Annotated in this window: 12 protein-coding genes; 4 read left to right on the top strand and 8 right to left on the bottom strand. The window is 59.6% G+C overall.

From position 1 onward, the window contains the following. The first annotated feature begins 42 nt into the window (after positions 1-42). Positions 43-627 carry an alpha-ketoglutarate-dependent dioxygenase AlkB gene (locus FZZ85_RS00940; protein WP_226399221.1) on the top strand — a complete coding sequence of 195 codons (585 nt, stop codon included), beginning with the start codon at positions 43-45 and terminating at the stop codon, positions 625-627. Here FZZ85_RS00940 and FZZ85_RS00935 read toward each other — a convergent pair. Continuing rightward, positions 618-1,532: an AEC family transporter gene (locus tag FZZ85_RS00935; protein WP_226411293.1), complete on the bottom strand. Its 915-nt coding sequence runs from the start codon at positions 1,530-1,532 to the stop codon at positions 618-620. The genes FZZ85_RS00940 and FZZ85_RS00935 overlap by 10 nt on opposite strands. Positions 1,533-2,004: 472 nt before the next feature. On the opposite strand from FZZ85_RS00935, the gene FZZ85_RS00925 reads away from it, so the two are divergent. Next, positions 2,005-2,394, top strand: a complete 390-nt coding sequence (locus FZZ85_RS00925) for an AbrB family transcriptional regulator (RefSeq protein WP_226411289.1) — start codon at positions 2,005-2,007, stop codon at positions 2,392-2,394. A 462-nt stretch (positions 2,395-2,856) separates the two neighbouring features. Here FZZ85_RS00925 and FZZ85_RS00920 read toward each other — a convergent pair whose 3' ends face one another. The 6 genes from FZZ85_RS00920 to FZZ85_RS00895 all read right to left on the bottom strand — a co-directional run bounded on the left by FZZ85_RS00920 (position 2,857) and on the right by FZZ85_RS00895 (position 9,822). Then, a complete protein-coding gene (locus tag FZZ85_RS00920; RefSeq protein ID WP_226411287.1) occupies positions 2,857-3,600 on the bottom strand; it encodes an amino acid ABC transporter ATP-binding protein in 744 nt (247 codons plus the stop codon). Beyond that, positions 3,597-4,571: an amino acid ABC transporter permease gene (locus FZZ85_RS00915; protein ID WP_226411285.1), complete on the bottom strand. Its 975-nt coding sequence runs from the start codon at positions 4,569-4,571 to the stop codon at positions 3,597-3,599. The genes FZZ85_RS00920 and FZZ85_RS00915 overlap by 4 nt, the downstream gene beginning before the upstream one ends. Beyond that, positions 4,571-5,461: an ABC transporter permease subunit gene (locus FZZ85_RS00910; RefSeq protein WP_226411283.1), complete on the bottom strand. Its 891-nt coding sequence runs from the start codon at positions 5,459-5,461 to the stop codon at positions 4,571-4,573. The genes FZZ85_RS00915 and FZZ85_RS00910 overlap by 1 nt, the downstream gene beginning before the upstream one ends. Next, positions 5,461-6,522 carry an amino acid ABC transporter substrate-binding protein gene (locus tag FZZ85_RS00905; protein WP_226411941.1) on the bottom strand — a complete coding sequence of 354 codons (1,062 nt, stop codon included), beginning with the start codon at positions 6,520-6,522 and terminating at the stop codon, positions 5,461-5,463. The genes FZZ85_RS00910 and FZZ85_RS00905 overlap by 1 nt, the downstream gene beginning before the upstream one ends. 393 nt (positions 6,523-6,915) lie before the next feature. Further along, entirely contained in the window at positions 6,916-8,478 is a 1,563-nt protein-coding gene (locus FZZ85_RS00900) for a SulP family inorganic anion transporter (protein WP_226411281.1), read from the bottom strand. Between the two features lie 30 nt (positions 8,479-8,508). Further along, positions 8,509-9,822, bottom strand: a complete 1,314-nt coding sequence (locus FZZ85_RS00895) for an FAD-binding protein (RefSeq protein ID WP_226411279.1) — start codon at positions 9,820-9,822, stop codon at positions 8,509-8,511. On the opposite strand from FZZ85_RS00895, the gene FZZ85_RS00890 reads away from it, so the two are divergent. Together FZZ85_RS00890 and FZZ85_RS00885 are read left to right on the top strand one after the other, a co-directional pair. Beyond that, positions 9,763-10,860 carry a sirohydrochlorin chelatase gene (locus FZZ85_RS00890; RefSeq protein WP_226411277.1) on the top strand — a complete coding sequence of 366 codons (1,098 nt, stop codon included), beginning with the start codon at positions 9,763-9,765 and terminating at the stop codon, positions 10,858-10,860. The two genes, FZZ85_RS00895 and FZZ85_RS00890, sit on opposite strands and share 60 nt — an antisense overlap. Positions 10,861-11,263: 403 nt before the next feature. Continuing rightward, positions 11,264-11,530 carry a DUF2811 domain-containing protein gene (locus FZZ85_RS00885; RefSeq protein WP_226411275.1) on the top strand — a complete coding sequence of 89 codons (267 nt, stop codon included), beginning with the start codon at positions 11,264-11,266 and terminating at the stop codon, positions 11,528-11,530. Here the strand turns inward: FZZ85_RS00885 and FZZ85_RS00880 are convergent. Then, entirely contained in the window at positions 11,511-13,154 is a 1,644-nt protein-coding gene (locus FZZ85_RS00880) for a GMC oxidoreductase (protein WP_226411273.1), read from the bottom strand. The genes FZZ85_RS00885 and FZZ85_RS00880 overlap by 20 nt on opposite strands. Between the last annotated feature and the right edge of the window lie 8 nt (positions 13,155-13,162).

Raw genomic sequence — 13,162 nt, 5'->3', positions numbered from 1 at the left:
ACAGTCGCGGGAACGAAGCGACCTCGTCATCCGACGTCACGAATGGCCATCCATCCAGCCGCAGCTGTAACGGACTGGTCCCTGCATGAAGGTTGGCTGAAGCCAGATCTTGCCAGGCACTGGCAAACACAGCTTGAACACCAGCTCCAGTGGGAGCAGCCCGTCGTTCAGGTCTATGGCAAGCGCCACCCGGTCCCCCGAATGACGGTGTTTCTTGCCAATGAAGGAATTCACTACCGCTACAGCGGTGCCATTCACACCGGCTGTGGCTGGCCTGAATGGTTCAAGCCATTGCTCCACCAGGTGAATGAAGCCTGTGAGACCCACTTCAATGGATGCCTGCTCAATTTGTATCGCCATGGCGATGACCGCATGGGTTGGCACGCCGATGACGAACCGGAAATTGATCAGCGGGCTCCGATTGCCTCCCTTTCACTCGGGGCGACGCGGGATTTTCAGCTCCGCCACCGCAACACTGCTCAGCTGAAGATGTCTCTGCCGTTGGCCGATGGTGACCTTCTGGTGATGCACCCGGGGTGTCAGAGCCGCTGGATGCACAGTGTTCCCCAGCGGCGCAAAGTGCAGAGCACCCGCATCAACCTCACCTTTCGCCGTTTTCAGAACTGAGATCGCAGCAGCACACCCCATGCAGGCGCTGTCATCAAGGCCAGCAGCGTGCTCCAAAACACCAGACCTGCGGCCTGCTCCTGATCAGCACCCACAGACTCTGCAATCAACAAAAGAGAGATCGCCGTCGGTGCGGCTCCTTGCAGAGCAACCGCCTGAACCATCAAAGGCTTGAATTGCAACAACGACGCAAGCAGCAACAGGAGCAACGGGTAGAGCAGAAGTTTGCCCACCAGTGGCTTGAGCAGCTGCACAGGACGTGCCACTGGAGCGATGCCATGACGATGAATGCTGCCCAGGCGCATGCCCAACACCATCAGAGCCAGCACAATCACGCTGCGGGAGGGCCACCACAGCGCATCGGCCACCGCCCCAGACCATGGGGTCGCCTGAACCAGCAAGGCGCCGATGAGCCCTCGGGTTGCAGGACTCCCAGCAACGCTGCTCAGAAGACCACGTAACCGTTTGGAACCATCGACCTGCCCCTCGATCAGCAGCGGTCCCAGGCTCCAGGCCAACAGGGTCGCCCCGAGGTCGTAGCCAATGCTGATGGGCAGAGCTTCGTCAGGGAGGAAGGCCAGGGCGAGAGGAACCCCGAAATAGGCCGTGTTTCCGGTGCAGCTGCCGAGCCGCAGCGTGGGAGACGCCAGCTCAGCCAATCCCGGCAGGCGCGCGGCCCCCACCAGAACAAGGCCCATGGCGAGCACCGCAAGACCTGCGGACTGCAACATGTCGCCGCTGAGGCCACCTTTCAACAGCAGGCCCATCACACTGATCGGCACACCGAAGCGCACTAGCGGTGCGGCCATGAGGGTGGACAGGGTTTCATGGCGTCGACCAGCCCAGAGCCCAAGCAGAAGAGAGGGCACAAGCTCCAGCAAAAACCGAAGAATTGGCACCTCCATCAGACAAATCGACCCTAGAAAACTGAGGTAACTGATGCCTCAGCCCCAGGCTTAATCTGACGCCCGATCGGCCGCGGAGATCCAGCTGATGCAACCAGCTTCGTGCCACCGCATCGTGCGCAGTGATCAATCAGAGGATGGGCTGACAAGGCAGCGCTTTGACTGCTACGACGCTGCCTACGATGAACTTGAGCGTTACTACAGCGATTTTTGCTGCTCTGATGATGATCGTGTCGAGTACACGATCGTTTGTGAACCCTCAGACAGTCCTGAGGTTTAAACCACTGAGGAGGCCTCAAAATCAGCCCGTCAAACTTCATCGCAGGAGAGCAGTCTCAAAAGCCAGACCACAGAGACGCATCCCCAGATACCAACCTTTCAAACCAATAAGCCTTGGCAATATCGGCTCGAATGATTGACATCCAGCCAGCTAACCAGTTATGAACTATGTATCCATTGAGACGCATTTAAAATGCTGACCGGTTCCGATCTGCTTGCCAAGGTCAAAGAGATTGGAGATGTTTCCAAATCCGATCTGGTGAGAGCTTGCGGATACGTCTCTGACAAGAAAGATGGTGGTGATCGCCTGAATTTCACAGCCTTCTACGAAGCTCTGCTTGAAGCCAAGGGCGTGAATCTGAGCAGCGGTGGTGCTGCGATTGGCAAAGGCGGTCGCAAGCTGAGCTACATCGCCAAAGTGCAGGGCAACGGCAATCTGCTGATCGGCAAGGCTTACACCGCCATGCTGAACCTGGAACCCGGTGACGAGTTTGAGATCAAGCTTGGCAAGAAAGCCATCCGTCTGATCCCCACGGGTGCAGCTGCGGAGCACAGCGAAGCTGCCGACCAGGTTGACGATTGATCAACTGATCCATCACCCCAAGGTGAATCTCTCTCAGCCCCTCCAGCACAAGGAGGGGCTTTTTTTTGGCAACAAAACAACCCGGGTCTTACCGCAGCCACGATGGGGCTGGCATCACAATTGTTGCTCGGTAATGTGAGCCTGAGTGGAGCGACAGAGTTGAAATCCTTCAGGACAACCGTCGCTTCGCTCCTGAGCAATACGTTTCTGATAGGGGGCTCAGTCGCCATATCCATCCATATCGTGCTGACCTTTTTTCGGATGCACGGACTGGCTCTGACCCTCGCTTTTGTGGTGTTTTGGCTGATCAGCGTGACTGCCTACCTCCATTGGAAGGAGCAGCATTCGAAGCCTCGGACTGTCAGCCAAGCTGCAACGCACCAAAAGAACAGCCGAAAGCCCACTGAGGCTTGGAGAGAACGACAGTCGGCCTGAAGCAATGCACGAGGCTGTGCAAGCCGTTTAGTGCTGCATCTGATTGAGGAACCTGCGGCTGCGTTCTTCCCTGGCATTGCTGAAAAACGTTTCTGGATCGGAGGTCTCCACCACCTGGCCCCGATCCATGAACATCACCCGATCCGCCACCTCACGGGCAAAGCTCAGTTCGTGGGTGACCACCACCATCGTCATGCCGCCTTTGGCCAACTGACGCATCGCATCCAACACTTCCTTCACCCGCTCCGGATCCAAGGCGCTGGTGGGCTCGTCGAACAGCATCACCTCAGGATCCAACGCCAGAGCCCGGGCGATTGCCACCCGCTGCTGCTGACCACCACTGAGCTGCGCCGGGTACTTGTAGGCCTGCTCGCGAATCCCCATCTGATCAAGAAGCTCCATCGCCCGCTGCTCGGCAGACGCCTTGGCACGCTGTTGCACCTTGATCGGGGCAAGGGTGATGTTGTCGAGAATGGAAAGGTGAGGAAACAGGTTGAACTGCTGAAACACCATCCCCACGCGCTTGCGAATCGCAAGCACCTGACGTTCACCATGGGTGGCATCCAAGGAAACCCCGAGCACATCAAGAGCACCGCCGTCCAGCGTTTCCAGACCATTGAAGGTACGGATCAGCGTGCTCTTACCGGACCCAGAAGGGCCCATCACCACCAGCACTTCGCCGCTGTTCACCTCAAGGGTGACGCCATCGAGAGCTCGAACCCCTTGGGAATAGCTCTTAACCAGATCAGTGGCACGAATGGCAACAGTCATGAGGCGGAGCGGGCAGGGTCAAGCTGAACTTCCAGGTGGCGGGCCAGCAGCGCCATGGCCGTACAAGCCAGCCAGTAAACCGCAGCAAGCCAGAGATAGACCTCCAGATAGCGGCCGATGAAAGCTGGATTCGCCAACAGGCTGCGGCTGATGCCCAGTAATTCCACCAAACCCAGAATGGCCATCAGGCTTGTGTTTTGCAGCAAACCCACCGCCTGGTTGGTAAGCGAAGGAAGCGCAACCCGCAGTGCCTGCGGCAGCACCACCAATTGCAGCGATTGACGTGGCGACAGCCCCAGCACGGCTGCAGCTTCCCGCTGGGTGGGCGGAATCGCCTGCAGTCCACCGCGCACATCCTCTGCGATGTATGCCGCTGCAAACAAAGCGAAAGCGACAAGCGCCCGCAGAACCCGATTGATCTCAAGCCCTGGCGGCAGGAACAACGGAATCAGCAGTTGTCCGAAAAACAGAACTGCAATCAACGGCACAGCCCGCATCAGCTCGATGTAAGCAGCGCTGCTCCAACGCAGCACTGGCAGATCACTGCGCCTGCCGAGGGCTAGGAGGATCCCCAACGGAAGCGCCAAAGCACCACTGCCTCCCGTAAGCAGCAGCGTGAGCGTCAGACCACCCCAACTGCGCGTGCCCACCGGCAGCAAGCCCAAACCTCCGGCCAAAAACCAGAGACCCAGCGGTGCCATCACGATCCAGAACAACGGCAACCAACGGCGAAGCCAGCCATGCTTTGGACCGACGAGGGTCAGCAGCGTGAGCGTGATCAGTGCAGCCATCCACAGCAGCGGTCGCCAGCGTTGATCCGCTGGAAAACTGCCCACGGCATACAGCGGCAGATTTGTGGTCACCACAGACCAATCGGCCCCAAGCAGCAGCCAATGCAGCATTGACCAGCCAGCCCATCCGAGCAGAGCCAGCAGTAGCAGGGTGATCCCACGATCCAACCAACGGTTCATCAACGGCTCCTATTGAGACGGCCCAGAACGGCACGATTGAAGGCAGCCATGCCGCCGCTGATCAACAAATTCAGCAGCAGAAAGCTGAGCAGCAGCAGCAGGAAGCCTTCAATGGCGCGGCCGGTTTGGGTGATGGTGGTGTCACTGACGGCGTAGAGATCGGCGTAGCCCACGGCAATCGCCAGAGTGCTGTTCTTCGCGAGATTGAGGTACTGGCTCGTGAGCGCGGGAAGAATCGCCGGCAGCGCCTGGGGCAACACAATCCGACGCAGCCCTAACCCTTCCCCAAGTCCAAGGCTGCGAAAGGCCTCCCACTGGCCCCTTGGCACAGCGTTGATGCCACCGCGCACGATCTCTGCAATCGACGCACCCGTAAACACCGTGAGTCCGACAAGAACCGCACAAAATTCAACGCTGAGATTCAGGCCCAACAACTGAATGCCCTGATTCGAAAGCCGGATCAGCCCACCGATCGGCACGGACGGAAGGCCAAGGAAGGCAACGAAATACCAGAACAGCAACTGCAGGAGCAGAGGAACCTGACGAATCAACGCCACATAGCCCCCGGCCAAGCTGCGCAGCAAACGGTTGTTGCTGCTGCGGGCTGCACCAGCAGCCACACCCAGGACGGTGGCCAACACCAGACCAGCCGCGATCACCTTGAGGCTGTTAAGCCAACCGATGGTCAAGGCCCAGAGGTAGCTATCGGATGGGGCATAGGGGAGAGCTGTTTCCGCCAGAGCAAAACCAGCGGGTCGACCCAGCCAGCCAAAACCCAGCCCCAAGCCCGTCCTGATCAGATTGACGGCCAGATTGTTGACCAAGAGAGCCAGCAGGCCGATCAGAACGGCGGCGACACCAACCTGAACCAGGAGACGACGCTGCCGCATCAGGTGAACGGTGGGGAAATCATCAAACCACCTTCACCGCCCAGGCGGTTCGCCCCCCGTGGAATCGCCACGGCACTGTCCGGTCCGAGATGGCGGTTGTAGATCTCGCCGTAATTACCCGTGGCACGGATCATTTGAACGACAAAGTCATCGGCGAGTCCGAGTTTGTGACCCAGGCCTGGATCCACACCCAAGAATCGCCGCAGAGCGGTCTGGGAGGGATCGGCTGCGGCTTGCTTCATCACCGCATCCACATTCACTTGGGTGATGCCCCGTTCCTCAGCTTCAATAAGGGCGTTGACCACCCAAGTCATGGCATCTCCCATGGGCTGGTCCCCCCCCACCACAGCTGGAGACAATGGCTCCTTGCTGATCCGGTCATCAAGGATCAGATGCGCCTGGGGATCACTGAAACCTGAGCGCGCCGCCGCAAGTTGCGACCGATCAGACGTCATGGCTTCGCAGCGCCCCTGGAGGTAGCCGCCAACCACCTGATTGAGATCTTGATATTTGATCGGTGTGTAGGGGAGCCCCTGGGAGGCGAAGGCGTCGTTGAGGTTTTGCTCGGTCGTGGTGCCCGATCCCACGCAAATGGACTTACCACTCAAATCAGCCAGCGCACGCACTCCGCTGGTGGCGTTCACCATCAAGCCCTGTCCGTCATGGAACACCACAGGTCCGAAGCGCAGCCCATTGCCCCCCACCGCATCGCGGCTGAGGGTGTGGGTGGTGTTGCGGGACAACAGATCGATTTCGCCCGATCGCAAGGCCGTGAACCGCTCGGGCGCGGTTAAAGGCCGGTACTGAACCTTCTCAGCATCGCCAACAAAAGCAGCAGCCATGGCACGGCAGATGTCGACGTCCAGGCCGGTGTAACGCCCATCAGGGCTGAGAAAACTGAAGCCTGGGATCTTGCCGCTCACCCCGCAAAGCAACTCCCCTCGCGCTTTGACCAGATCAAGACGCGAGCCAGACGCACTGTCCAGTGACGCGCAGGACGCAAGCAATGAGGACAACCCGGCCAACGCAACGATCAGAACACGCGAACTGGATCGGAACATCAGCGTTGGTAGGGATCGGGTGGGATTGTCCCAGATCCCGAGGACATCCATTACTTCCGACCTACGTTCACGGCAATCAGCATCGCTGCAATGAAGGTCTGAGCCTGCCTTTTGGCTGGACTGATCGCTGGAACCACGGTTCCCGGTGCTACGGCATTGGACGAGCAAGACCGTGGTGCGTACAACAAGCAAGATGGCGCTGTTGGACTTTCTTCTAGAAAGTGCCCAGCAAAGTACCGGACGTGATGTTCAAACCATGTGCCTGTTGATGAGCATCGGCAACGATGTCACCGAGTAGTACATGGCGACCAACCCTGAGGACATGCAGATTCAGCAGCGGCTCATGACGATGCGCCAAGACCTCAGCGCCTGTCTTGCCAACCAAGTGGAGGCTCATGCATGGGCTGATTCCTGACCGCCGATCCGCTCGAACAGATCAAGGCTTTCCTCATTCAGTCCAATCACGCTGACAACAGATCCCCCGCTGCGGAATTTGCGGATGACCTGATCCAGCGCAGCCACGCCGCTCTGGTCCCAGATGTGGGCTTGGGAGAGGTCAATCGTGATGCGCTCGGGATGATCGTGAAGATCAAATCCCTGGAGAAAATACACCTTGCTAACAAAAAACAGCTGCCCCTGCACGCGGTACAACCGCTCCTGATCACTGATCTCGACAGCCTCCACCTGAATCACCTTGGCTACCTTGCGGCTGAACAGAATTCCTGCCAGCGCCACGCCAGCCAACACGCCAAGGGCGAGGTTGTGCGGGGTGGTGAGCATTGTGACGGCGAAGGTCATCAGCATCACCGAGGTGTCGCTCTTGGGGATGCGACGGAGGTTGCGCAGACCATTGATGTCAGCGGTGCTGACAGCGATGCTGATCATCACGGCCACCAGTGCCGCCATCGGAATTTGCTTTAGCCAGGACCCAGCCAGCAGGATCATCGCAAGCAGGCTCACCCCCGAGAACAGGGTTGAGAGCCGCGTGCGACCGCCGTTATCCACATTCATCACGGACTGACCCACCAGGGCACAGCCGGCCATGCCACCGAACAGGGACGCGACGATATTGGCGATGCCTTGCCCCCTGGCCTCAACGTTTTTGTTGGTGGTGGTGTCGGTCTTGTCGTCGAGGATGTCCTGGGTCAAGAAGGTTTCCATCAGACCAACCAGGGAGATGGCCAAGGCTGTGGGGAGCACCAAGCCAAGGGTGTCCAAGCTGAAGGGAACACCGCCTTCACCGAAGGGAAGGCTGAAGGAGGGCAGCCCTGCCGGGAGGGTGCCGAGACTGCTGACCGTGGGGATGTCGAAGCTGAATCCCACACTGATGGCGGTCAGAACAATGATGGCAACCAGCTGTGAAGGCACCACCCTGGTCAGCCGGGGAAGGCCATAGATGATCACCAAACCCAGCAGGACCAAGCCCCAGACGACGGGGATCTGGCCGCCATGAGGGAGCAACGACGAGGCCCCATGTTCACCATCTCCAGCATGAAGATTGAGACCGAGCTGAGGCAGCTGGGCCTGAAAAATCAGCAAGGCGAGCGCATTGACGAAGCCGCTCAGCACCCCTTGGGGAACAAAGCGCATCTGATAGGCAAGACGCAGATACCCCCAAAGGATCTGCAGCAGACCCGTCACAAGCCCGGCCACCATCAGGTACTGGACACCCAGGCCTGGCCCCCTGGCTTCACCGGTGGCCACAAGCCCTGTCATCAACAGGGCCGTAGAGCCGGTGGCTGAGGTGATCATGGCCATGCGACCACCCACGACAGCGATGGTCAACGACAGGCAGAACGCTCCGAACAGGCCCACCTTGGGATCAACCCCAGCGATCCCCGAAAAGGCAATGGCCTCGGGAATCATCGCGAAAGCCACCACCAGACCCGAGAGCAGGTCTTTACTGGGGTTGGCCAACCACTGATTCACCAGGGTTGGGCTGGATCGTTTGGCCATCAATGGATGCCGATTAGTGGCGACCGTAAATCAGAGCGTCGGCAGGGTGCCTGCTGGATCCAAGCGCTGTTTCAGCTTTCGCAACTCGAGCAACCAGAGGCCGAACGCTGCTTCCAACTCCTTGTGATGGAAGGGCAGATGGTCGTGAAACTGCGCCAGATGCACACCAGGGCAGACCGGCTGGAGGACCTGCCAGACCTCCTCCAACCAAGCGAGGCTGCGCCTTTGGCCAGGGGCATCCCCGGGCGTCCACGCGGCCGTGATCCATGGTTTCCACTCGGAGTTGCGGTGCACAAACGAGCTGGCCTCCACCGCAACCTGTTGCGTCGCCGCCCCAAGCTGCTGACAGGCCAGGCTGCAGAGGGGATGAGGACGGTGCTGCAGCAAACGACATAAATCCGGCATCAAAGCCCGCCAGAGCTCAGCAGCTGCAGGCCCCAACAAGCCGACCACCTCCGTGTGACAGCGGGGAGACATCGGGGCCGATCCCCGCAACGGCGGGAGCTGATGCAACCCTTCGATCTTCTGCGCACCGGCCCATGGGGTATCGGCAATCCGGAGCAACTGCACCGCGTCAGCGCTCTCCCAATGCCACTGCAGGCTGGCGCTGGAGTCGGATGCTTCCGCCTGAAGCATGAACTCAGCCAGTTGATCCGGAGACACCACGCGTTGCTCCGCCCACAGCGGCACGAGCGGCTGGGTGGTCATGCGCAACGCGCTCACCACCCCCAGAAACGGCGCGGCACCACAGAGGCTGCGCCACTCCAGCGAACCAGCATCAGCAGCCCGAGACAGGGCAAAGGGGCTGCCATCGCCCCAGACCCCATGGATCTCGAGCACTTGATCGACAGCGAGCCCCACCTGCCGGCTCAACGGCCCCATGCCGCCCGTGAGCACATAGCCAAGCCCAGGCAGACCCGACAAACCTGCAGCCACAGTTCGGGCGTGGGGAAGCAAGGCCTCCAGTACCTCTCCCATGCGGCAGCCCGCTCCAATCCAGACCGACTGATCAGCGGGCTTCCACTCCAGACGCTGGAAGTGGGTTTGAAGATCGAGGGTCCAGTGGTCGTCCACGGCGGAACGAGACGTGGTCCCCCCACCACAGAGACGCAGCGGCCGCGGGCCGGTCCAGTTTTGAACCAAGGCCACCAACTCCTCTGGTCGGGGGGAGACCAGACCGGAGCGCCTCGCATCAGCCGCCTGCGCATTGAAGAAAACGGGACGGTCTGAATCCATTGCGATGCGACCGATATCGTCAAACCATTGGAACAGCAGAGCGACCTTTTGGCCGAACAGCACGCGGAAACCGGCAACGAGCGTCTTGGCGTTCTGATCTGCGGCCACGGCAGTCGCAACCGACTAGCCGTTGAAGAATTCGCCCAGATGGTGGACGCCCTCCGACCCCGGCTCGCCCCCATGCCGGTGGAGCACGGCTATTTGGAATTCGCCCGACCCATCCTTCGAGATGGCCTTGAAGCGCTCCGGCAAAAAGGCGTCACCAAGGTGCTGGCCATTCCAGCCATGCTGTTTGCCGCAGGGCATGCCAAGAACGACATCCCCTCTGTTCTGAACACCTATACGGCCGAAACGGGTTTACCGATCGATTACGGACGAGAGCTTGGGGTGGATCGGTTGATGGTGTTGGCCGCCGGGGCCCGCGTTCAGGAGTGCCTGAGTGCGGCGAAGCACGACGTTCCACTGGCCGAAACCCTGCTGGTGGTGGTGGGTCGAGGTTCCTCGGATCCAGACGCCAACTCCAACGTGGCCAAGGTGACGCGGCTGTTGGTGGAGGGATTTGGCTTCAGCTGGGGAGAAACGGTGTATTCGGGCGTGACCTTCCCCCTGGTGGAACCGGGGCTTCGTCACGCCGTGAAGCTGGGCTTCCGCCGGGTGGTGGTAATGCCCTATTTCCTCTTTTCAGGGGTTCTGGTGAGCCGAATCCGCCAACACACCGAGCTGGTGGCTGCCGATCATCCCGAGGTGGAGTTTCTCTCTGCGGGCTATCTGGGCGACCACACCCTGGTGGTGGACACTTTCAAAGAACGGGTCGAAGAGGTGTTGCGAGGAGACACCGCCATGAACTGCTCCCTCTGCAAATACCGCGCCCAGGTGCTGGGCTTCGAACAGGACGTGGGACGTGCCCAGGAAAGCCACCACCACCATGTCGAAGGGCTTGCGGAAAGCTGCACGCTCTGCGAACTGGAGTGCACGGGTGCCTGCCAACCCGACGGCATCCCGATTGCCAATGACCACAGCCACCCTTCAGACAACAGCAATGGGTCAGACCACAACCATGTGCACCATCACCCGCCCTATCCCCACGCCGATCACCCCCTTGGGCCGGTAACGCTGCAACGCAGAAGCGATACTCCTAAAGATTGAGTCCATAACCCTTAAGGGAAACAGTTTCTCGGTCACCAATGACACGGTTCTCGAAAGCGACAGCAGCGACGAAGCAAAGATCAGGCTTTCTTATCGAAATTGCTTCGCCAGGGGCCGCCCTCTTTTTCCACAAAAAACAACGTCGTTTTCCACAGGCAGAAGTTGGCCCGCCGGCTGTGACGGTCAACCTGTGAATTTCTGAGGGAATCGTTCCACCAGGTTGACAGACTGTCTATTCGACCTAGGTCAACCGCACTTCGTCATTTTCCATGCACTCAGACCCAGTCACAGACTGCCGTCTCATCTCGTCTCACCTGCAACTCAACAAATGTGGACGTCTTTGACGCAAGTGCCGGTTATGTGGCTTTCTTGGTGGGCGTTGGACAAGGACAAGCTGGAAGGAATGAATCGAAATCACCTCGAGCGATGCCATGAAAAGGGGACCACGGAGCGCGGAAATGCTTCAAAAGCCAGCTACGTGAGCCTGGAAACGGAAATCCCCGAGGTGCTCTATCGAGGCATGAAGGATTTCCTCGGAGAGAACCCCACTTGGGACCAATACCGCGTGATGAGTTCTGCTCTTGCCCACTTTCTGTTTCAGAACGGCTGTGACGACCGCGCCGTGACCGAGCGCTATCTCGACGATCTGTTCACCCGCCCCGACCACTGAGGGCCAGCAGACAGGCCCGACGGCTCAGGGCCATCATCGTTAGCGTTGGGCTTTGCCAGGCCGAAGTCGGCCAACAGGCGCCATCCACCACAAGAACGTTGGGAGCTCGCCAAAGGCGGTTAGAGGAATCAACAACGCTGCTGGTCTCGCTCCCCCCCATCGCAGCCCCTCCCACCTCGTGGATGTAGTAGCCAGGTGGAGCTGCACCGTCTGAAAGCGCAACAGCCCCCTCCAGGAAAGGCTCAACCAAGGGCAGGTGGAAGAGGTCTTTGATCGATTTGGCTTCGCCTCCGGCTGCGGCAATGCAGGCCTTGATCGAGGCGCGCATGTGCCTCACCATTGCCAATTCATTGCCGCTCCAACGGCAGGCAATCGAGGGGACACGCACGCCCCAGCGGTCCATACGCTCACTCAGGGTCACCCTGTTGTCAGCCCTGGGTAGAACTTCGCCATGACCAATGAGGAACCCTGTGATGCTTGAAGGTCGACGCCGCAACCACCGCGGCGGATCAAACCGTCCAATGCCACCCCAAAGGCCATAGCCACCCTGAAAATCAGCCGATGGCAGGTGTCGGCCAAACGGAACAAAAAAACTTCCAGCCCCCGTGAGCATGGGCTGATCGCCCTGAACAGGCTCGGGGAAGGCAAAAAACTGCGATGTGGACACATGGTCCATCAAACGTGTTCCAAGTCGTCCTGAAGGGTCGTCCAAACCGTTGCTCTGTTCCCCACGACGGGAACGCAACAGGATGGACACGGTCTGAATCGTGGAAGCAGCCAAGACCACGAGATCCGCCTTCAACTCCCTGCGGTTGCCGTTGGATTGGTCAACGGCAACCAGACCAATGGCTTTGTCTCCGCCGGCATCCATCAACACATGCTCCACCAAATGCGCAGAAAGCAGCTGTGTACGTCCTGTGGCCATGGCGCGAGGGAGGCTACTGCCGCGACTGCTGGAACGAGGCCAGGCGGGATCCTCTCCCTGCGGCGCCGGACCAAACCCCCTTGAAGGAATCACGGGATACCCCAACCGTTGCCTCACAGCTTCAGCAAAACGCTCTTCCGCCGGCGTCGCCGCCAGAGCCGGTTGCGTTTCGCCATCCGGCAGATGATTCAAACCATCGCGCCCACCATGAACGCCTAGCCAGCGCTCCAGTTCGGCGTAGTGAGAAGTCAGCTCACCGCTGCGCAAAGGCCAACTGACCTGTTCACCTTCCACATCCACACCGGCCAGATCCTCATCAGAGAGACGCAGGGTGATGCCACCCCAGGTGAGGCTGCGGCCGCCAACTTGCAAGCCTCGCGTCCACAGAAACGGCTGTTCCGACGGGTGCTCGTAGGGATGCAGACGCTCGTCGGCATACAGACGAGGATTGGCTTTCCAGTAGCCGGGATGCTGGGACTGCTGGCGGTGGCTGCCGCTGGTCAGGCCCACGATCCGCCGCAAAAGATTTCCTGGTTCAGACCCGAAGGCTTGTGTGCTGTTGAGGTCAGGGCCTGCCTCCACCACGAGCACGCGCGCTCCTGCTTCAGCCAAGGTCATTGCGGCCACGCCGCCACTCGCTCCAGAGCCAACAACAATGGCGTCCCAAGGGCCATCGCAGTTCATAGAGCGACTGCTCATGGAGGTAC

Source organism: Synechococcus sp. MU1642 (assembly GCF_020514115.1).
In the GTDB taxonomy this organism is placed as follows: Bacteria; Cyanobacteriota; Cyanobacteriia; order PCC-6307; family Cyanobiaceae; genus Parasynechococcus.
The sequence above is the reverse complement of the archived record's forward strand: the minus strand, read 5'-3'. Positions and strand labels throughout refer to the sequence as shown.